Genomic DNA, 20681 nt, shown 5'->3' on the forward strand with positions numbered 1-20681 from the left:
CCCGGAAGCTAAGCCTTACAGCGCCGATGGTACTGCAGGGGGGACCCTGTGGGAGAGTAGGACGCCGCCGAACAATTATTGGAGCTCTGGCTCTCGGGTATGCAGCCCGAGAGCCAGAGCTTTTTTGCGTTGAGGTAAGGTCAGTGAGCATCATTGGCTCGTTTCCCCCAGGAGGCCCCCGGGTGGAGGTCCAGGAGACCCGCGTCCAGACTGACCGGGTCCTCACCATCCCGAACATCCTCAGCATGGCTCGTCTCGTCGGCGTGCCCCTCTTTCTCTGGCTGATCCTCAGGCCCGAGTTCGGCGGCCCGAAGAGCGACGGCTGGGCTCTGCTGGTGCTCGCCCTGAGCGGGGTCAGCGACTACCTGGACGGCAAGCTGGCCCGGCGTTGGAACCAGATCAGCAGCCTCGGCCGGCTCCTGGACCCCGCGGCCGACCGGCTCTACATCCTGTCGACCCTGGTAGGACTCACCTGGCGCGAGATCCTGCCCCTCTGGTTGACCGCTGTACTGCTTGCGCGGGAACTGGTCCTGCTGGTGATGGTCGGCATCCTCCGCCGGCACGGCTATCCGCCGCCGCAGGTGAACTTCCTGGGGAAGGCCGCCACGTTCAACCTCATGTACGCGTTCCCCCTGCTCCTGCTCAGTGACGGAAGTGGATGGATCGCGTCACTCGCTGCTATTTTCGGATGGGCGTTCGCCGGATGGGGTACAACCCTGTACTGGTGGGCAGGAGTTCTCTACGTGGTGCAGGTCCGCCGCTTGGTTCGTGCGGACGCCATGGCCGATTGAACTCGCTGATTGTGCGGCCCGTAGCCGCCGAATGGCCCGCGCTGGAAAAGTGCGGGAGAATCTGTGCGGGTGAAGTCGGCTAGACCGTCGTCTCTTAGAGGAGGACGCTTCCGACATGAAGGCCGTCGTGATGGCTGGTGGCGAAGGCACACGCCTTCGTCCCATGACCTCGAGCATGCCCAAGCCGCTTCTGCCGGTCGTCAACCGGCCGATCATGGAGCACGTTCTGCGGCTGCTCAAAAGGCATGGGCTCAACGAGACCGTCGTTACCGTCCAGTTCCTGGCTTCGCTGGTCAAGAACTACTTCGGTGACGGCGAAGAGCTCGGAATGGAGCTCACCTATGCCAATGAGGAGAAGCCACTCGGTACCGCCGGAAGCGTCAAGAACGCCGAGGAGGCGTTGAAGGACGATGCCTTCCTTGTGATCTCCGGCGATGCTCTCACCGACTTCGACCTCACTGAGCTGATCAATTTCCACAAGGAAAAGGGCGCGCTCGTCACCGTGTGTCTGACGCGCGTGCCCAACCCACTGGAATTCGGCATCACCATCGTCGACGAGGAAGGCAAGGTCGAGCGCTTCCTGGAGAAGCCGACCTGGGGGCAGGTCTTCTCGGACACCGTGAACACCGGTATCTACGTCATGGAGCCCGAGGTCTTCGACTACGTCGACCCCGATGTGCCCGTCGACTGGTCCGGTGACGTCTTTCCGCAGCTGATGAAGGAAGGCAAGCCCATCTACGGCTATGTGGCCGAGGGCTACTGGGAGGACGTCGGCACGCACGAGAGCTACGTGAAGGCCCAGGCCGACGTACTGGAAGGCAAGGTCGACGTCGACATCGACGGCTTCGAGATCTCTCCCGGAGTCTGGGTGGCCGAGGGAGCCGAGGTGCACCCCGACGCCGTGCTGCGCGGGCCCCTCTACATCGGGGACTACGCCAAGGTGGAGGCCGGCGCCGAGATCAGGGAGCACACGGTCGTGGGCTCCAACGTCGTCGTCAAGAGCGGCGCCTTCATGCACAAGGCCGTCGTCCACGACAACGTGTACGTCGGGCCGCACAGCAACCTGCGGGGCTGTGTCGTCGGCAAGAACACCGACATCATGCGTGCGGCACGGATCGAGGACGGCGCGGTCATCGGTGACGAATGCCTGGTCGGTGAAGAATCGATCGTCCAGGGCAATGTTCGGGTCTATCCGTTCAAGACCATCGAGGCCGGTGCCTTCGTCAACACCTCGGTCATCTGGGAATCCCGGGGGCAGGCGCATCTCTTCGGTGCCCGAGGGGTGTCGGGCATCCTGAACGTGGAGATCACGCCGGAATTGGCCGTGCGGCTCGCCGGTGCCTACGCGACGACCCTGAAGAAGGGCTCGACGGTCACCACCGCCCGTGACCACTCCCGTGGTGCCCGCGCGCTGAAACGAGCCGTGATCTCCGCGTTGCAGGCGAGCGCCATCGACGTACGGGACCTGGAGAACGTACCGCTGCCCGTGGCGCGGCAGCAGACCGCGCGGGGCAGCGCCGGCGGGATCATGATCCGGACCACGCCCGGTGTGCCGGACTCCGTCGACATCATGTTCTTCGACGGGCAGGGAGCCGACCTGTCGCAGGGCAGTCAGCGGAAGCTCGACCGGGTGTTCGCGCGGCAGGAGTACCGGCGAGCGTTCCCCGGGGAGATCGGTGACCTGCACTTCCCGGCCAGCGTGTACGACTCGTACACCGGGTCGCTGCTGCGGAACGTCGACACGACCGGGATCGCGGAGTCGGGACTCAAGGTGGTCGTGGACGCGTCCAACGGCAGTGCGGGACTCGTGCTGCCCAGTCTGCTCGGGAAGCTCGGTGTCGACTCGCTGACCGTCAACCCGGGCCTCGACGAGTCCAGGCCTACGGAGTCGGCCGACATGCGACGGTCGGGGCTGGTGCGCCTCGGTGAGATCGTGGCGTCCTCGCGGGCCGCGTTCGGTGTGCGGTTCGACCCGGTCGGTGAGCGGCTCTCGCTCGTCGACGAGAAGGGCCGCATCATCGAGGACGACCGGGCTCTGCTGGTGATGCTGGACCTGGTCGCCGCCGAACGGCGCAGCGGCCGGGTCGCGCTGCCGGTGACGACCACCAGGATCGCCGAGCAGGTGGCGGCCTATCACGGCACCCAGGTCGAGTGGACGACGACCTCTCCGGACGACCTGACGCGTGTCGGTGGTGAGGAAGGGACGATCTTCGGAGGCGACGGCAAGGGCGGATTCATCGTCCCGGAGTTCAGCAGCGTCTACGACGGTACGGCGGCCTTCGTGCGGCTGATCGGGTTGGTGGCGCGGACACAGCTCACGCTCAGCCAGATCGACGCGCGGATCCCGAGGGCGCACGTCCTCAAGCGGGATCTGGCGACTCCGTGGGCCGTCAAGGGGCTGGTGATGCGGCGGGTCGTCGAGGAGGCCGGAGACCGCTTCGTGGACACCACGGACGGCGTGCGTGTGGTGGAGACCGACGGGCGCTGGGTGATGGTGCTGCCGGACCCGGCCGAGGCGGTCACCCACCTGTGGGCCGAGGGGCCGGACGACGCCTCGGCGCAGGCGCTCCTCGACGAGTGGTCGGCGGTCGTGGACAGCGCGGGCCGCTGAAAACACACCGCACGCGTGCGTGCCGGACAAGTGTCCCCAAGGGGGCCTGTCCGGCACGCCGGTGGGGCCGTGCGGAGGTGGTCGTCGTGGCGTGCGACGATGTGCGGCATGCCGCAGCAATCCCCCGTTCGGAGCACATCCACGCGGCCCGCACGCCCGGACGCGTCCATGTCGTTGCTCACCAACGTCATGGACCACAGCCTCGACGACGGGTACGCCGAGGCCGCCGCGAGGAAGAAGGCCGAGGGCACCGGCGGTATGCCCAAGACCCTGCGTGCCAAGCTCGGCCTGGCAGCGGGTCTCGTGCTCGCCGCCCTGGTCGTGACGGTCGGGGCGGCACAGGCACGGGTCGCGGCTCCCGTCGTCGCCAAGGAGCGCGAGGAGCTCATCGACCGCATCGAGGGGGAGACCGCGGCGGCGGACGAGCTGGAGGACAGTGTCGACAAGCTGCGCGACGACGTCAGCGCGCGGCAGCGCGAGGCGCTGGAGAAGAGCGGCGGCAGTGGTCGGTCCGACCTGGTGGGCATCCTGTCCGGGGCCGTGGAGGTGCGGGGGCCCGGGGTCAAGCTCGTGGTGAACGACGCCAAGGACGTCGGTACCGGCGGCGACGGTGAGCCGCGCGGCACCTCCGGGTTCTCCGACACCGGGCGGGTGCGTGACCGGGACATGCAGCGCGTGGTCAACGGCCTGTGGGCCTCGGGGGCCGAGGCGATCTCCATCAACGGGCAGCGGCTGACCGCGCTGTCCGCCATCAGGGCCGCGGGGGACGCGATACTGGTCGACAACAGGCCGCTGGTGCCGCCGTACACGGTGCTCGCGGTGGGGGACGGCAAGGGGCTCAGCACCCGGTTCCAGGACGGTGTCGACGGGCTGTACCTGCACGCCCTGCAGGAGAACTACGGCATCCGGACCGCCCTCTCCGTGGCGGACGATTTGAAGCTGCCCGCCGCACCGAGCGTGATCGTACGAACTGCACAGCCGATAACCGAGAAGGGCACATCGTGATCGCCGTACTGGGCCTCGTCGTGGGAGTCGTGGCCGGCCTGTTGGTCCGGCCCGAGGTTCCGGCCGCCGTCGAGCCTTATCTGCCGATCGCCGTCGTGGCGGCGCTCGACGCCGTCTTCGGTGGTCTGCGGGCCATGCTCGACGGCATCTTCGACGACAAGGTCTTCGTGGTGTCGTTCCTGTCGAACGTGGTCGTGGCCGCGCTGATCGTGTTCCTGGGCGACAAGCTGGGCGTGGGCGCCCAGCTGTCCACCGGTGTCGTGGTCGTCCTCGGCATCCGCATCTTCTCCAACGCCGCGGCGATCCGCCGGCACGTGTTCCGGGCGTGAGGCCGATGAGCGACCACGAGCAGAAACCCGGGAACCGCCTGCGCGAGGAGCTGCCCGCGGAGGTGCCGCCGGCCGAGGCCCCGGCCGCGGACGCCCCGGCGGGGCAGCAGCCCGGGCTGACGGGCCGGCAGCGACTGGTGAAGGGACTGTGGCCGCCGCGTGTCACGCGGGCCCAACTCATCGTCGCTCTGCTGCTGTTCGGACTGGGCTTCGGCCTGGCGGTCCAGGTGGCGTCGAACAGCGACGGCGACAGCGCGCTGCGCGGCGCCCGCCAGGAGGATCTCGTCCGGATCCTCGATGAACTGGACGACCGTACTCAGCGTCTTGAGGACGAGAAGCAGGGTCTCGAGAAGCAGCGCGACGAGCTGGAGAACAGCTCCGACCAGGCCGAGGAGGCCCGCAGGCAGACGGTCGAGAAGGAGCGGCAACTCGGCATCCTGGCGGGCACGGTGGCCGCGCGGGGGCCCGGTATCACGATGACGATCGAGGACACGAAGGGGACGGTCGAGGCGAACATGCTGCTCGACGCGATCCAGGAGCTGCGCGCCGCCGGCGCGGAGGCGATCCAGGTGAACGGCGTACGGGTCGTCGCGGGCACGTACCTGGAGGACTCCGGCAAGAGCGTGGGCGTCGACGGGAACAAGATCAACGCGCCCTATCGTTTCAAGGTCATCGGCAAGCCGCAGGACCTCGAACCGGCGCTCAACATCCCTGGAGGCGTGGTGCAGACTCTGGAAAAGGAACACGCCACCGTTACTGTTGAGAGGTCGAGCAAGATCGTCGTGGACGCCTTGCGAGCGGTGAAGCGGCCTGACTACGCTCGGTCGTCCTCCCAGTGAACCGGGGGTGCATGCGGGACGTCCGGCAGGGGCATGAGGTTGCGGGGGGTCGGCGCACCGATTGGGTGGTGCGTGGTGGAAACTGTCTGGTGGAGACGGACGTTGTGAAGATGTCCGGGTCGACCAGTACGGTCAGTCAGGGTTCGTCCTGCCCCACGGGCGGGTCTGTTTCGGTCAAGGGGAATCGCCCGTGAAGTTGTTTGCGAAGTTGTTCGGCAAGAGCGCGCGAGAGGGCCGCGACAACGCGACCGCTCGCCACCGCGCGCAGCCTGACGCAGAGGGCCAGCGCCCGCTGTTCCGAGACCAGGTGGCTGGGCCGGGCGGTGACATTTCCGGAGGTCAGGGCGCGCCGTCTGTTGACCCTGCGCAGTCCTCCGGCATAGGTTTCGGCCAACCGTCAACCTCAGGTACGGGTGGAGGGTTTGCCCCCGGTCCGTACGCGTCGAACGCCCCGGCGGGGCAGCCGCGGCAGGAGGATCCGTCCATGTCGGCCCTGGTGTGTACGAGGTGCGGTAACCGCAACGCGGAGAGCAGCCGCTTCTGCTCCAACTGCGGCGCGCCGCTGCGGCCGGGAGTGGTCCCGGAGCGTTCGTCCGAGACGACCTCCACGATCTCCATCTCCGGGCTGGAGGCGTACGACGCCGAGGCCACCGGCCAGACGGCGATCCCGGCGCTCTCTCCCGAGGCGCAGGCGGCCGTCGACGCGCTGCCACTGGGCTCCGCGCTCCTGGTCGTGCGCCGGGGGCCGAACTCCGGCAGCCGGTTCCTGCTGGACGGCGAGCTGACCACCGCCGGGCGTCATCCGCAGAGCGACATCTTCCTGGACGACGTGACGGTCTCCCGTCGGCACGTGGAGTTCCGGCGCAGCCCCGACGGCTCGTTCACCGTGGCCGACGTGGGCAGTCTGAACGGCACGTACGTCAACCGTGAGCGGATCGACCAGGTCGCTCTGTCGAACGGTGACGAGGTGCAGATCGGCAAGTACCGGCTGGTCTTCTACGCGAGCCAGCGGGGCTACTGACCCTCTCCCCATGCCGTACGGGGGTACCCCCAGGGAAGGTCCATGCTTCAAACACCGAGCGGCGGCGCCGGACACGGCGCCGCCGCCACGGACAGTGGGCTGATGAGCATCGGCACGGTGCTGAACGTGCTGCGGGACGAGTTCCCCGACATCACCATCTCCAAGATCCGCTTCCTGGAGTCGGAGGGCCTCGTCGAGCCGCAGCGGACCCCCGCCGGGTACCGGAAGTTCAGCGCGCACGATGTCGAGCGCCTCGGTCATGTACTGCGTATGCAACGGGACCACTACCTGCCGCTCAAGGTGATCCGCGAGCACCTGGACGCCATGGAGCGCGGTGAGGCGGTGCGGCTGCCCACGGTGGGCCGGCAGCGGGGCGCGGAGCCCGTGGCCGAGCCCCCGGGGGGACCCACGGCGGCCCGGATCGGGCGGGACGAGCTGCTGGTCGCCGCCGGGATCGGCGAGCAGGAGCTGAAGGAGTGGGAGTCCTACGGGCTCATCGCTCCGCTGGCCGACGGGGCGTACGACGCGGAGGCGGTGACGGTGGCCTCGCTCGTGGTCCAGCTGGGGCGGTTCGGGATCGAACCGCGGCACCTTCGGGTGATGAAGGCCGCGGCCGATCGGGAGGCCGGTCTGGTGGACCAGGTGGTCGCCCCGCTGAAGCGCCACCGGAACCCGCAGACCAGGGCCCATGCGGAGGCCCGGACCAAGGAGCTGGCGGGGCTCGCGGTGAAACTGCACGCGGCGCTGGTGCAGAGCGCCCTCGGGGTGCGCCTGCCCTGAAACGGGTGGACTCGGGGACCCGGATCGCCCACCCGATCCCGGCCCGACTACCCAAACGTCCCGGGCACGGCCTAGGGTTGCTGTGTGAACGAGCTCGATGTCGTAGGTGTCCGGGTCGAGATGCCCTCCAACCAACCGATCGTGCTGCTGCGTGAAGTGGGAGGCGACCGTTACCTCCCCATCTGGATCGGTCCGGGGGAGGCGACGGCGATCGCCTTCGCCCAGCAGGGCATGGCTCCCGCACGGCCGCTGACCCACGATCTGTTCAAGGACGTGCTGGAAGCCGTCGGCCAGGAGCTCAGCGAAGTACGCATCACGGACCTGCGTGAGGGGGTCTTCTACGCGGAGCTGGTCTTCGCCAGCGGTGTCGAGGTCAGCGCCAGGCCGTCCGACGCCATAGCGCTGGCGCTGCGCACCGGGACGCCGATCTACGGCAGCGACACGGTGCTCGACGACGCCGGCATCGCCATCCCGGACGAGCAGGAGGACGAGGTGGAGAAGTTCCGCGAGTTCCTGGACCAGATCTCGCCGGAGGACTTCGGCTCCAGCAACCAATGAGGCGCACGTGCCGAGGGCGGGGCGCGAGCGCCCAGAGGCCGGCTCCGGACACATTCGGCTAGCCTTTCCCCGCGGTGGGGCACGGGAAACCACTCGTAGGGTGATTATCACTCGGCGTGCCGAGTGTGGCGATCGTTGACGCACCCTTGGTGACTGCCTACCGTCGAGGAGGCAGGTCAAGGACGGAGGTCGGCGTGAGAATCAGCGGCGACGGTACGGCTGGGGGTGGCCCCGGGAGCAGCCTCGGGGCGAGCGGTCCGTACCCGCTTCACGGCAGCGCGACCGATCACGCTCCGCAGCGACCGACGGCCGTGCCGAGCAGCGGAGGGGCGACGTCCATGGCGTCCGAGCAGATCGGCTACCGCGGCCCGACGGCCTGCGCGGCCGCGGGCATCACCTACCGGCAGCTGGACTACTGGGCCCGTACGGGGCTCGTGGAGCCCAGTGTGCGGCCCGCCCACGGGTCGGGCACCCAGCGCCTCTACAGCTTCCGCGACGTCGTCGTGCTGAAGATCGTCAAACGGTTCCTCGACACGGGCGTGTCGCTGCAGAACATCCGCACCGCCGTCCAGCACCTGCGGGAGCGCGGCTTCCGCGACCTGGAGCGGATGACGCTGATGAGCGACGGCGCCACGGTCTACGAGTGCACCTCGCCCGACGAGGTGCACGCGCTGCTCCAGGGCGGCCAGGGCATCTTCGGGATCGCCGTCGGCGTGGTGTGGCGGGACGTGGAGAGCGCGTTGTCGCAGTTGCACGGGGAACGCATCGACACGGGCGAGACCCTGGTCGGCCACAACCCGGCGGACGAGCTGGCGCGGCGGCGGAACCGGGCGGTCTAGGACCCCGGCACGCGAACGGGGCATTGTCAGTGGCGTAGGGCAGCATCGGAGATGTGAGAACCGCGCCCACGATCCTGCATCTCGACATGGATGCCTTCTTCGCCTCGGTGGAGCAGGCGTCCAAGCCGAGTCTGCGCGGGAAAGCCGTCGTGGTAGGCGGGCTCGGACCGCGCGGAGTGGTGGCCACGGCCTCGTACGAGGCGCGGGTCTTCGGCGTCCACTCGGCGATGCCGATGGGGCAGGCCCGGCGGCTCGTGCCCAACGCCGCGTATCTCGTCCCGCGCTTCGCGTTCTACCGGTCGATCAGCGAGCAGGTGATGCGGCTGTTGGGGGAGCTGTCGCCGCTGGTGGAGCCGCTCAGCCTGGACGAGGCCTTCGTGGACCTGGAGGCCGGTGGGGCGGCCTGGGACGCGGAGTCGGCCCGCCTGGCCGGCACGAAGCTGCGCGCGGACATCCGGGCCGTCACCGGCCTGACCGGCTCGGTGGGGCTGGCCGCATCCAAGATGCTCGCCAAGATCGCCTCGGAGGAGGCCAAGCCCGACGGGCTGGTGCTGATCCGGCCGGGGACGGAGCGGGACATGCTCGCGCCGATGCCGGTCAGGACGCTGCCCGGGGTCGGCCCGGCGACGGGGGACCATCTGCGGCGGGCCGGCATCACCACCGTCGGTGAGCTCGCCGAGGCGGGCGAGGACGAGCTCGTACGGCTGCTGGGCAAGGCCCACGGGCACGCGCTGTACGCGATGGCGCTGGCCCATGACGAGCGGCCCGTGGTGGCGGAGCGGGAAGCCAAGTCGGTGTCGGTCGAGGACACCTACGACGTGGACATCCACGACCGGGTGCGGGTGGGCGTGGAGGTGCGGCGGCTGGCCGACCGGTGCGTGCGGCGGCTGCGCGGCTCCGGGCTGTCGGGGCGGACCATCGTGCTCAAGGTGCGGCGGTACGACTTCTCCACGCTGACGCGTTCCGAGACGCTGCGCGGGCCCACGGACGATCCGGCGGTGGTGCGGGAGGCGGCGGCCCGGCTGCTGGACTCGGTGGACACCACGGGCGGGGTTCGGCTGCTGGGTGTGGGCGTCAGCGGGCTCGCGGACTACACGCAGGAGGACCTGTTCGCGCAGGCGGCGGGGGAGCGGGCCGACGAGCACGTCGAGGAGCAGGACACCGAGCCCGTGGAGGAGCGGCAGCAGCCGCCCGCCGAGCGCCGGTGGCCGTCGGGGCACGACGTGCGGCACACGGAGTACGGACACGGATGGGTGCAGGGCAGCGGCCTGGGCCGGGTCACCGTGCGGTTCGAGACCCCCGACTCCGCGCCGGGCAGGGTACGGACCTTCCCGGTCGACGACCCGGACCTCGAGCCGGCGGATCCCCTGCCACTGGTGTCGCCGGAGCCGCGAAGACCCGGCGACGCCGGGCCCGTGGCTCCGGACGCCGCAGCGCAGTCCGGTCCGGCGCGGGCGACGCACGCGGGACCGGGGTAGCGCCGCCGTCGTGGCGGGCCGAGGCGGTCCGCCGAGCGCCGCCCGGTGGCAGGTGTGCCCCGGGGTCGGACGGTCAGCTCTCCTCCTTGCCCGCCAGCTTGCCGAAGTCGCGGTCGGGGAGCGGGGGAGGGGCGGCCACGTCGAGACCGTAGTGGTGGTAGAGCTGCAGTTCCTGTTCCGGTGAGAGGTGACGGCCGACGCCGAAGTCGGGAGCCTCCTTGATCAGCGCCCGGTCGAAGGGCACCCGCAGGGCGCCGTCGACCAGCTCGCTGGGCTCCAGCGGCACGAAGGCGTCCCTGCTGAACAGTCCGGTGCGTATCGCCGCCCACTCGGGCACGCCGGTGGCGTCGTCGAGGTAGACCTCGTCGATGGTGCCGATCCTGGTGCCGTTGCGGTCGAACGCCTTGCGGCCGATCAGGTTGCGCGGATCGATGTCGGAACGCACGGGCCCTCCACTTGGTCGCAAACCATCCGTAAGCACTACAAAAGAGCACAATCGTGCGCGCGGCCACTCGAAGGCCGGGGCGTTGACCTCGCTGGTACGCTGGCAAGCGGCTGCTGACCCCGTGCGGGAGAGTCCTCCGGGCAACATCCGGAGGCGCCGAAGGAGCAAATCCTCCCCGGAATCTCTCAGGCCCACGTACCGCACGGACGAGGTCACTCTGGAAAGCAGGGCGGGTGTCGACGGCTTCCGCTCTCACCGACGGTGAAAGCCGGAAGCCTTATGGGCGCTCCGGTGAAGCTCTCAGGTCGAGATGACAGAGGGGGAGGCCGTCCGGGTACCCGTGCCGTGGTGCCCCTCGCAGGTCGCGTCAGACCAGGAGGCCTCCGCAATGACCGCCCCTCGCATTCCGCTCTCCGAGCTCGAACAGGGCATCCCGTTCGAGCAGCGCCACATCGGCCCCGACCACGAGGCCCGGGCCAAGATGCTCGCGCAGGCCGGTTACGGCTCGCTGGACGAGCTGACCGCCGCCGCGGTGCCGGATGTGATCAAGAACGCCGACGCGCTGGATCTGCCGGGCGCGCGCTCCGAGGCCGAGGTGCTGGCCGAGCTCCGCTCGCTGGCCGACCGCAACCAGGTCCTCGACTCCATGATCGGCCTCGGCTACTACGGGACCTTCACCCCGCCGGTCATCCTGCGCAACGTCATGGAGAACCCGTCCTGGTACACGGCGTACACGCCGTACCAGCCGGAGATCTCCCAGGGTCGCCTGGAGGCCCTGCTGAACTTCCAGACCATGGTCGCCGACCTCACCGGCCTGCCGACCTCCGGCGCCTCCCTGCTCGACGAGGGCACCGCCGCCGCCGAGGCGATGGCCCTCTCGCGGCGCATGGGCAAGAACAAGAAGGGCCTGTTCCTGGTCGACGCGGACGCGCTGCCGCAGACCATCGCCGTGATCCAGACCCGTGCCGAGCCGACCGGGGTCGAGGTCGTCGTCGCCGACCTCACCGACGGCATCCCGGCCGAGGTCGCCGAGCGGGAGATCAACGGCGTCCTGATCCAGTACCCCGGCGCCTCCGGTGCCGTACGCGACATCAAGCCGGTGATCGACCGGGCGCACGAGCTCGGCGCGCTCGTCACCGTCGCCGCCGACCTGCTCGCGCTCACCCTGCTGAAGTCGCCGGGCGAGCTGGGCGCCGACATCGCCGTCGGCACCACCCAGCGCTTCGGCGTGCCGATGGGCTTCGGCGGCCCCCACGCCGGCTACATGGCCGTGCACGAGAAGTTCGCGCGCAGCCTGCCCGGCCGCCTGGTGGGCGTCTCCGTGGACGCCGACGGCAACAAGGCGTACCGGCTGGCCCTCCAGACCCGCGAGCAGCACATCCGCCGGGAGAAGGCGACCAGCAACATCTGCACCGCTCAGGTGCTGCTCGCCGTGATGGCCGGTATGTACGCCGTCTACCACGGGCCGGATGGCCTCAAGGGGATCGCGCGGCGCACGCACCGGTACGCCTCCGTCCTCGCCGCGGGTCTCGCCGCCGGGGGCGTCGAGACCGTCCACGGCGCCTACTTCGACACGGTCACCGCGCACGTGCCGGGCCGGGCCGCCGAGGTCGTCGCGGCCGCCCGCCACAACGGCATCAACGTGCGGCTCGTCGACGCCGACCACGTCTCCGTCGCCTGCGACGAGACCACCACGCGCGCGCAGGTGGCGGGTGTGTGGAACGCCTTCGGTCTCGAGGCGGACATCGAGGCGCTGGACGCGGCCACCGAGGACGCGCTCCCCGAGGCGCTGCTGCGCACCGACGACTACCTGACGCACCCGGTCTTCCACCAGCACCGGTCCGAGACCGCGATGCTGCGCTACCTGCGCCGCCTCGCCGACCGCGACTACGCGCTGGACCGCGGCATGATCCCGCTGGGCTCCTGCACCATGAAGCTCAACGCCACCACCGAGATGGAGCCGGTGACCTGGCCCGAGTTCGGGCAGCTGCACCCCTTCGCGCCGGCCGAGCAGGCCCAGGGCTACCTGACCCTCATCCGGGAGCTGGAGGAGCGGCTCGCCGAGGTCACCGGGTACGACAAGGTGTCGCTCCAGCCGAACGCCGGGTCGCAGGGCGAGTTCGCCGGCCTCCTCGCCGTACGCGGCTACCACCGGGCCAACGGCGACGACCAGCGCACCGTCTGCCTGATCCCGTCCTCCGCGCACGGCACCAACGCCGCCAGCGCCGTCATGGCCGGCATGAAGGTCGTCGTCGTCAAGACCGCCGAGGACGGCGAGATCGACGTCGAGGACCTGCGGGCCAAGATCGAGCAGCACCGCGACGAGCTGGCCGTGCTGATGATCACCTACCCGTCCACGCACGGCGTGTTCGAGGAGCACGTGGCCGACATCTGCGCCCAGGTGCACGAGGCCGGCGGCCAGGTCTACGTGGACGGCGCCAACCTCAACGCCCTGGTGGGTCTCGCCAAGCCCGGTCACTTCGGCGGCGACGTCTCGCACCTGAACCTGCACAAGACGTTCTGCATCCCGCACGGCGGCGGCGGTCCGGGCGTCGGACCGGTGGCCGTACGGTCGCACCTGGCGCCGTACCTGCCCAACCACCCGCTCCAGCCCGCGGCCGGTCCGCAGACGGGCGTGGGCCCGATCTCGGCGGCCCCGTGGGGCTCGGCCGGCATCCTGCCGATCTCGTGGACGTACGTCCGGCTCATGGGCGGTGAGGGGCTCAAGCGCGCCACGCAGGTGGCCGTGCTGTCCGCCAACTACATCGCCAAGCGGCTGGAGCCCCACTACCCGGTCCTGTACACGGGCCCGGGCGGGCTCGTCGCCCACGAGTGCATCATCGACCTGCGCCCGCTGACCAAGGCGACCGGCGTGAGCGTCGACGACGTCGCCAAGCGGCTGATCGACTACGGCTTCCACGCACCGACGATGTCGTTCCCGGTGGCCGGGACGCTGATGATCGAGCCGACCGAGTCGGAGGACCTGACCGAGCTCGACCGGTTCTGCGACGCGATGATCGCGATCCGCGCGGAGATCGAGAAGGTCGGCTCCGGCGAGTGGCCCGCGGACGACAACCCGCTGCGCAACGCCCCGCACACCGCCGGAGCGCTGGGCGGCGCGTGGGACCACGCGTACTCGCGCGAGGAGGCCGTGTTCCCGGCCGGCGTGTCGGCGGCCGACAAGTACTGGCCCCCGGTGCGCCGGATCGACCAGGCCTTCGGTGACCGCAACCTCGTCTGCTCCTGCCCGCCGCTGGACGCGTACGAGGACTGAGCGAGCCGATGTCGAACGCCCCGCCCGGGTTCCGGGCGGGGCTTCGGCTATGGCAGATCCGTGGCCAGCGCGACCTCGGTCGCCTTGATCAGCACGACGACATCGGAGCCCACGAAGATGCCCAGGTCGCCGGCCGCGTCCTTCGTGATCGCGGCGGTGAGTTCGCCGCCGTCCACGGTGACCTTGACGATCACCATGGCTTCGCCGAGCGCGAGCCGGGTGACCGTGCCGGGCAGCTGGTTGCGGATCGACAGGCCCTCGATGCGGCCGGTGGCGAGGGAGACCTCCGTCGACTTCACCAGTGCGCTCACCGGGGAGCCCGGGGCGAGGCCGAGTTGTTCGACGGCCTCCAGGGTGATGGCCGCCGTGAGGTCCTGGCCGCCGGTCAGCCGGACTTTCACGGTCGCCATGACTTCGCCGCGGTGCACCTCGGTGACGGTGCCGGGAAGCTGATTGCGGATGCTCAGGGTCATGGCCCCTCACCGTAGTGCGGGAGGCGGTTCAGGCCGGGTATGCGTGTGTTTGCGTCGCTTTCACCGTCGCCCAAACCGGTGCACCGGGGTGCAGGTCGAGCTCGGCGGCCGCGACCGTGGTGAGGTCGGCGGCGAGGGGCAGTTCGCCCGTGAGGCCGGCGCGGATCTGGTCGCCGTGCGTCTCGAGCCCTGCGACCTCGCAGCGCCACAGGTTGCGGGCGCTGGCGCCCGTGGGGCGGTCCCGGAAGAGGGTGACCGCGGCGGGCGGGAATGCCACGAACACCGGCCCCGACAACTCCTCCGTCGTGGCGATCGTGGGCCCGGCCTCGAGCCGTACCGTGTGCCCGTCGGCGTGCCCCCGGTAGAGGTTCAGTCCGACCAGTTGGGCGATGTAGTCCGTGCGGGGGCGGCGGGCGATGTCGGCGGGGCCGCCCTCCTGGACGACCCGGCCGTGTTCGACGACGACCAGCCGGTCGGCCAGCACCATGGCGTCCAGCGGGTCGTGCGTGACCAGTACGGCGACGGCCTCGAACTCGGCCAGGTGGCGACGGAGCTGGGCGCGTACCTCCAGCCGCGTGCGGGCGTCCAGCGCGGCCAGGGGCTCGTCCAGGAGCAGCAGCCGGGGCCTGGTGGCCAGGGCGCGGGCGAGGGCGACGCGCTGGGCCTGACCGCCGGACAGGCGGCGCGGCTTGGCGCCGGTGTGCTCGGCCAGGCCCATGCGGTCCAGCCACTCGGCGGCCTGGGCCCGGGCCTCCGCCTTGGACACGCCCCGGCAGCGCGGTCCGAAGGCCACGTTGTCGAGCGCGGTCAGGTGCGGGAAGAGGAGGTAGTCCTGGAAGACCACGCCGACCGGGCGGGACTCGGGCGGCGTACGGTCCAGGCGGACGCCGTCCAGGCGCAGCCGGCCGTCCGTGAGCGGGAGGAGACCGGCGAGTGCGCGCAGGGCGGTGGTCTTGCCGGCGCCGTTGGGACCGAGCAGGGCGACGACGTCACCGGGCGCGGCGGTCAGCGCGACGTCCAGCCGGAAGCTGCCGCGGTCCACGACGAGACGGGCGTCGAGACCTTCGTCGCGCGTCTCGGGCGCGGTGCGGCCGGGTGCGGTGTCGTCGAGGTCGGTCATGAAGGGATCGTCCACCATCGGGGGTCGGCGCGTCGGGGCGTCGGGGAGTGTCGGGGGCCGGGGAGGCAGGGCTGGGAGCGTCGTGTGTCGGCGGGGCCCGGAGGTCTGGGCCATGGTGTCCCGGGGCGCCGGCGGTCTAGGAGGCCGTCATCCAGCGGTCCCGCAGACCGGCCAGGACGGCGATGGAGACGGCCAGCAGGACCAGGCTGAGGGCGATGGCCGCCGCGGGGTCGTTCTGCAGGGCCAGGTAGACCGCGAGCGGCATGGTCTGCGTACGGCCCGGGAAGTTGCCCGCGAACGTGATGGTCGCCCCGAACTCGCCCAGCGCCCGTGCCCAGGCCAGGACCGCGCCCGCCGCGATGCCCGGCGCGATCAGCGGCAGGGTGACGCGACGGAACGCGGTGAACCGCGAGGCGCCCAACGTCGTGGCGGCCTCCTCGTAGCGCGGGTCGGCGGCCCGCAGCGTGCCCTCCACGCTGATCACGAGGAACGGCATCGCCACGAACGTCTCCGCGAGGACGACGCCCGTCGTGGTGAACGGCAGTGTGATCCCGAACCAGGAGTCCAGCCACTGCCCGACGACCCCGTTGCGGCCGAACGCGAGCAGGAGCGCGACGCCGCCCACCACCGGCGGCAGGACGAGCGGCAGCGTCACCAGGGCGCGCACCAGGCCCCGGCCGGGGAACTCGGTACGGGCCAGCAGCCAGGCCAGCGGAACGCCGACGAGCAGGCTCAGCAAGGTCGCCGACGTGGCGCACACCAGCGACAGTCTGAGGGCCTGCCACACCTCGGCGCTGGTCAGCTGTTCGGGCAGGTCGCGCCACGGGGCCCGCACCAGCAGGGCGATCAGCGGCAGCAGCAGGAAGGCCAGGCCGACCAGGGCGGGGAGCAGCAGCGGCACCGGTACCGTGCGGGTGCCCCCGCGGAGGCGGGCGCGCCGCGGCCCGCCGTCCACGGTGCCGGTCGGGGTCCGGGTGGACTTCGTCACGGCTTGCGGAATCCGGCCTCGGTGAGCACCTTCTGGCCCTCGGCGGACTTCACCAGGTCGATGAAGGCCTTCGCCCCGTCGGCGTTGGGCGCGTCCCTGAGCAGGGCGATCGGGTAGTCGTTGACGGCCTCGGCCGCTTCGGGGAAGTCCACGCCCTCGACCTTGTCACCGGCGGCCCTGACGTCGGTCTGGTAGACGACGGCGGCGTCGGCCTCCTTCAGTTCGACCTTCGTCAGGGCGCTCTTGACGTCCTGCTCGTACGACACCGGGGTGAGCTTCAGGCCGCTGCTCTGCAGGGCCTTCTGGGCGGCGGCGCCGCACGGCACGGTCTTGTCGCACAGGACGACCTTCAGACCGGACCTGGTGAGGTCCTTCAACGAGGAGATCCTGTCCGGGTTGCCCGGCAGCGTGGCGATCTCCAACTGGTTGCGGACGAAGGTGGCAGGCGTCCCGGCCGTGTCGCCGGCGTCCGTGACGATCTTCATGGTCTTGCCGCTGGCGGCGGCGAAGACGTCCGCCGGGGCGCCGCTGGTGATGCTGGCGGCGAGGGTGTCGCTGCCGCTGAAGTTGAAGGCGACCTCTGTGCCCGGGTGCCGCTCCTCGAACTCCTTGCCGAGCGCGGTGAAGCTCTCCTTGAGCGAGGCGGCGGCGAAGACGGTCACCGTGCCGGAGAGCTTGCCGGACGAAGAGGCCGAGGAACCGGCGTCACCGGTGCCCGAACCGGAGTCCGCGTCGGGCGAGGAGCAGGCGCTGAGGGCCAGCAGGGCGGCGGCTCCCGTGCCGGCCACCCGCAGGGCACGGCGGGCACGGCGGGTCCCTCGCACGGAACGGGTCGTCACGGGCCAACTCCCTCTGTGGTCTGGTGGGAGCCCGACAGGTCCGCCCCCCGTCCGTTCCGGGCCTGGCGGACGGTTCCGTCCGGCTCCTCCGATGCGCCGATCATACTTCCGCATCTGCGAGGCGTAAGTCTCCTGTCGTATCGCATGAGCGAGCCTCAGGGCGGATAGAGGGCGCATGTGCGTTCGCACAGAAGCCCGCTCAGGTGCGGTCGATATGGACGTTCGTCGACTTCACGCGGGCGGTGGCCTCCATGCCGACCTCCAGACCGAGGTCCTCGACGGCCTCCCGGGTCAGCAGGGAGACGAGGCGGTGGGGGCCGGCCTGGATCTCGACCTGGGCGGCGACGTCGCCGAGCTTGATCGCGGTCACGATCCCGGGGAAGGCGTTGCGCACCGAGGTGTACGGGGCATCCTCGTCGCCGGCGCCGGACCGGGCCAGCTCGACCGAGAACGCCGCCAGGTCCCGCCCGTGGATGAGCCGGCGTCCGCCCTCGTCGCGGTGGGTGGTGATCCGGCCCGCGTCCGCCCAGCGGCGCGCGGTGTCGGGGCTGACGCCGAGCAGCCGCGCCGCCTGGCCGATGGTGTAGGACTGCATGCCGGTCACGATAGGGGGCGGCCGGGGGGTGGCGGACGCGGGGCCGCGCGGACGCGCGGAGGGCACGACACGGGCCCCGGGCAGGGCGGTGTCCGACCTGGCGCCGGAGGTGGCATTTCCCCGCTGGCGGTCGGTTGACGGCGGAACGTTCGCAAGCGTGGCCGAAACTTTCGCCCCTCCGGAGTGCCGGGAACGGGAGGGCCCCCTCGTCCAGTGCGGCCGGGCGAAGATTCATCGTGCGCAAAGGGTTGCCACCGTTTGGGGCCTGTCTCTAGGGTGCGGCAGCAACGCAGCTTTCTGGATTCTGTCCGAAACTTTCGGATCGTTCGCTGGACAGGCGTGCACACGCCGTCCCGTACTCAAGGAGCGCATGATGGGCGACCCGGCACTGTCCCGCCGCGGCTTTCTGGCGGCCTCCGCCGCAACCGGTCTGGGGATGACCGCGCTGAGCGGCTGTGGCGGTGACTCGGACGGAGGAGGGTCGTCGGGGACGACCACCGTCGAGTGGTGGAACATCTCCACCACTCAGCCGACGAAGGACGTGTGGGCAGCCCTCGCCAAGCAGTTCGAGGCGGAGAACCCCAAGGTCAAGATAAAGATCGTCCAGCTCGAGAACGACGCCTACAAGTCGAAGATGACGGCGCTGACCGCCTCGGGGAAGCTCCCGGACATCTTCCACACCTGGGGCGGCGGCGTCCTGAAGCAGCAGGTCGACGCGGGCCTGGTCGAGGACCTCACGGACCGGACGAAGGAGTGGTCGGGCGGCCTGCTGCCCGTCGCCAAGGAGCCCTACCTGATCGACGAGAAGCCGTACGGCATCCCGTTCGACATCGGCATGGTCGGCTTCTGGTACAACAAGGCCCACTTCAAGAAGGCGGGCATCGCCGCGCCCCCCACCACCTGGAGCGGATTCCTCGACGCCGTACAGGCGCTGAAGTCGGAGAACATCACCCCCATCGCCCTGGCCGGCAAGGAGAAGTGGCCCGGGATGTACTACTGGGCGTACCTGGCGATGCGCACCGCCGGTGCCGACGCCCTGGGGAAGGCCAACGACGCCAAGGACTTCACCGGAGACGAGTTCGTCCAGGCCGGGCGGCACCTGGAGGAACTCGTGGACCTCCAGCCGTTCCAGAAGGGCTTCCTGGGCGCGGCGTACTCCACCCCCACCGGCCAGGCCGCGACCGTCGGCAACGGCAGGGCGGCGATGGAGCTCATGGGCCAGTGGGCCCCGGTCGTGGAGGCCGACGCCGGCAAGGGGCTCGGCGACGACCTCGGCTTCTTCCCGTTCCCCGCGGTGGAGGGCGGCAAGGGCGCGATCACCGAGGTGTTCGGCGGGGGCGGCGGACACGCGCTGCGCCGGGACGCCCCGCAGGCCGCCGTCGACTTCCTGAAGTTCTTCGCCTCGGCCGCCACCGACCGCCGACTGGTCGAGAAGACCGGTGTCCTCCCGGTCGTCCCGGCCGCCGAGGACGTCCTCACCGACCCCAACCTCCAGGCCGTGCAGAAGCAGCTGAAGAGCAGCACCGGCTTCCAGCTCTACCTCGACCAGGCCTACGCGCCCGCCGTCGGCCAGGAGGTCAACGACAGCGTCGCCGCGCTCATCGCCGGCTCCAAGTCCCCTCAGCAGGTCGCCGAGTCGATCACGAAGACCGCGAAGGAAGAGCAGTAGCCCCCGATGACCTCCACGTTCCTGCCGGACGAGCGGACCGGCCCCGACGTCGACCGCCCGCCCCCGTCCGCCACCGCGGCCCGGGGGCGGGGACGGCGCCGCGCGTACCACTGGCTCACCGCGGTCGGCTTCCAGCTTCCCGCCCTGGTGCTGTTCGTCGTGCTGGTGCTGCTGCCGATCCTGTTCGCCCTGTACGCCGCCTTCTTCCGCTGGGGCGGCTTCGGCATGCCCTCCGACTACATCGGCACGGAGAACTTCACCCGGGCCTTCGACGACCCCGTCCTCCTCGGCGACCTGTGGCGCTGCCTGGTCCTGGTCGTGCTCTCCGTCGCCCTGCAACTGCCGTTCGCGCTGGCCACGGCCGTACTGCTGAACCAGCGGATGCGCGGCCGGGCGGTGTACCGGATGCTGTTCTTCGCGCCGTACGTGCTGTCCGAGGCCATCACCGGCGTGCTCTTCAGCATGATCTTCGCACCGGGTGACGGGCTCGCCGACCAGATCCTGGGCGGCGTCGGCCTGGACGGGCTCGGCGGGGAGTGGTTCGCCGATCCGTCGATGGTGATGGCGACGCTCTTCCTCGTCATGACGTGGAAGTACTTCGGCTTCCACATGATGCTCTACCTGGCGGGACTCCAGTCCATCCCCAAGGAGCTGACCGAGGCCGCGCTCATCGACGGCGCGAACGCCTGGCAGCGCTTCCGCAGCGTCACCCTGCCGCTGCTCGCGCCCACCCTGCGCATCAGCGTCTTCCTTTCGGTGATCGGCGCGATCCAGCTGTTCGACCTGGTGTGGGTGGTCACCCAGGGCGGCCCCGACCACCACTCCGAGACCATGGCCGTGACCATGTTCCAGTTCGGCTTCAAGCGCTACCAGGTCGGCTACGCCAGCGCGATCAGCGTGGTCATGTTCGGCATCAGCCTCGTCTTCGCCCTCGCCTACCAGCGCTTCGTGCTCCGGCGCGACCTGGAAGGGGCCACCACGACCATGCGAGGAGGCGGGAAGTGACCGTCCGTTCCAAGTCCCGTGC

The 20681-nt window shown here is 70.3% G+C and carries 18 protein-coding genes, 1 rRNA gene, 1 pseudogene and 1 riboswitch; of the genes and pseudogenes, 14 read left to right on the forward strand and 6 right to left on the reverse strand.

What is annotated here, in order from left to right:
* The 11 genes and pseudogenes from rrf to IE260_RS07785 form a co-directional block, all read left to right on the forward strand.
* Window positions 1-73: ribosomal RNA gene (gene rrf / locus IE260_RS43355) — 5S ribosomal RNA — on the forward strand; the annotation flags it as partial.
* Between the two features lie 109 nt (window positions 74-182).
* The gene (gene clsA, locus IE260_RS07740) at window positions 183-791 is read left to right on the forward strand and encodes a cardiolipin synthase ClsA (RefSeq protein ID WP_189869737.1); all 609 of its coding nucleotides are present in this window, start codon (window positions 183-185) and stop codon (window positions 789-791) included.
* Between the two features lie 115 nt (window positions 792-906).
* Window positions 907-3402 carry a mannose-1-phosphate guanyltransferase gene (locus tag IE260_RS07745; RefSeq protein WP_189869738.1) on the forward strand — a complete coding sequence of 832 codons (2496 nt, stop codon included), beginning with the start codon at window positions 907-909 and terminating at the stop codon, window positions 3400-3402.
* A gap of 99 nt (window positions 3403-3501) precedes the next feature.
* Complete coding sequence (locus tag IE260_RS07750; RefSeq protein ID WP_189869739.1) at window positions 3502-4407, forward strand: DUF881 domain-containing protein; 906 nt, start codon at window positions 3502-3504, stop codon at window positions 4405-4407.
* Window positions 4404-4736, forward strand: a complete 333-nt coding sequence (locus IE260_RS07755; RefSeq protein ID WP_003977440.1) for a small basic family protein — start codon at window positions 4404-4406, stop codon at window positions 4734-4736. The genes IE260_RS07750 and IE260_RS07755 overlap by 4 nt, the downstream gene beginning before the upstream one ends.
* Before the next feature lie 5 nt (window positions 4737-4741).
* On the forward strand, window positions 4742-5575 hold the full coding sequence (locus tag IE260_RS07760; protein ID WP_189869740.1) for a DUF881 domain-containing protein: 834 nt from the start codon (window positions 4742-4744) through the stop codon (window positions 5573-5575).
* A gap of 61 nt (window positions 5576-5636) precedes the next feature.
* Entirely contained in the window at window positions 5637-6596 is a 960-nt protein-coding gene (locus IE260_RS07765) for an FHA domain-containing protein (protein WP_189869741.1), read from the forward strand.
* Window positions 6597-6638: 42 nt separating this feature from the next.
* The gene (gene ftsR / locus IE260_RS07770; protein WP_189869742.1) at window positions 6639-7376 is read left to right on the forward strand and encodes a transcriptional regulator FtsR; all 738 of its coding nucleotides are present in this window, start codon (window positions 6639-6641) and stop codon (window positions 7374-7376) included.
* 84 nt (window positions 7377-7460) lie between these two features.
* Window positions 7461-7934 carry a bifunctional nuclease family protein gene (locus IE260_RS07775; RefSeq protein ID WP_073494403.1) on the forward strand — a complete coding sequence of 158 codons (474 nt, stop codon included), beginning with the start codon at window positions 7461-7463 and terminating at the stop codon, window positions 7932-7934.
* A gap of 194 nt (window positions 7935-8128) precedes the next feature.
* Window positions 8129-8773, forward strand: a complete 645-nt coding sequence (locus IE260_RS07780) for a MerR family transcriptional regulator (RefSeq protein ID WP_189869743.1) — start codon at window positions 8129-8131, stop codon at window positions 8771-8773.
* Window positions 8774-8826: 53 nt separating this feature from the next.
* A pseudogene (locus tag IE260_RS07785) lies at window positions 8827-10403 on the forward strand (DNA polymerase IV).
* Here the strand turns inward: IE260_RS07785 and IE260_RS07790 are convergent.
* Window positions 10325-10696: a PRC-barrel domain-containing protein gene (locus IE260_RS07790; protein ID WP_189869744.1), complete on the reverse strand. Its 372-nt coding sequence runs from the start codon at window positions 10694-10696 to the stop codon at window positions 10325-10327. The pseudogene IE260_RS07785 and the gene IE260_RS07790 sit on opposite strands and share 79 nt — an antisense overlap.
* Before the next feature lie 114 nt (window positions 10697-10810).
* Window positions 10811-10907: riboswitch (glycine riboswitch) on the forward strand.
* Between the two features lie 177 nt (window positions 10908-11084).
* Here IE260_RS07790 and gcvP point away from each other — a divergent pair.
* Window positions 11085-13970, forward strand: a complete 2886-nt coding sequence (gcvP, locus tag IE260_RS07795; RefSeq protein ID WP_189869745.1) for an aminomethyl-transferring glycine dehydrogenase — start codon at window positions 11085-11087, stop codon at window positions 13968-13970.
* Between the two features lie 47 nt (window positions 13971-14017).
* On the opposite strand, the gene IE260_RS07800 is transcribed toward gcvP, so the two are convergent.
* The 5 genes from IE260_RS07800 to IE260_RS07820 all read right to left on the reverse strand — a co-directional run bounded on the left by IE260_RS07800 (window position 14018) and on the right by IE260_RS07820 (window position 17985).
* Window positions 14018-14443, reverse strand: coding sequence for a TOBE domain-containing protein (locus tag IE260_RS07800; protein WP_189869746.1), 426 nt, complete (start codon window positions 14441-14443; stop codon window positions 14018-14020).
* A gap of 28 nt (window positions 14444-14471) precedes the next feature.
* Window positions 14472-15563 (reverse strand): ABC transporter ATP-binding protein, encoded by a 1092-nt coding sequence (locus IE260_RS07805; protein WP_189869747.1) that lies wholly within the window; start codon window positions 15561-15563, stop codon window positions 14472-14474.
* Between the two features lie 136 nt (window positions 15564-15699).
* Window positions 15700-16551: an ABC transporter permease gene (locus IE260_RS07810; RefSeq protein ID WP_229880519.1), complete on the reverse strand. Its 852-nt coding sequence runs from the start codon at window positions 16549-16551 to the stop codon at window positions 15700-15702.
* Window positions 16548-17390: a molybdate ABC transporter substrate-binding protein gene (gene modA / locus IE260_RS07815; protein ID WP_229880521.1), complete on the reverse strand. Its 843-nt coding sequence runs from the start codon at window positions 17388-17390 to the stop codon at window positions 16548-16550. The genes IE260_RS07810 and modA overlap by 4 nt, the downstream gene beginning before the upstream one ends.
* 199 nt (window positions 17391-17589) lie before the next feature.
* Window positions 17590-17985: a TOBE domain-containing protein gene (locus IE260_RS07820; RefSeq protein ID WP_189869749.1), complete on the reverse strand. Its 396-nt coding sequence runs from the start codon at window positions 17983-17985 to the stop codon at window positions 17590-17592.
* Between the two features lie 373 nt (window positions 17986-18358).
* Here IE260_RS07820 and IE260_RS07825 point away from each other — a divergent pair, with 373 nt between their 5' ends.
* On the forward strand, window positions 18359-19654 hold the full coding sequence (locus IE260_RS07825) for an extracellular solute-binding protein (protein ID WP_189870036.1): 1296 nt from the start codon (window positions 18359-18361) through the stop codon (window positions 19652-19654).
* A gap of 6 nt (window positions 19655-19660) precedes the next feature.
* A complete protein-coding gene (locus IE260_RS07830; protein WP_189869750.1) occupies window positions 19661-20659 on the forward strand; it encodes a carbohydrate ABC transporter permease in 999 nt (332 codons plus the stop codon).
* The last annotated feature ends 22 nt before the right edge of the window (window positions 20660-20681 follow it).

This window comes from Streptomyces viridiviolaceus, assembly GCF_014650995.1.
Taxonomy (GTDB): Bacteria; Actinomycetota; Actinomycetes; order Streptomycetales; family Streptomycetaceae; genus Streptomyces; species Streptomyces viridiviolaceus.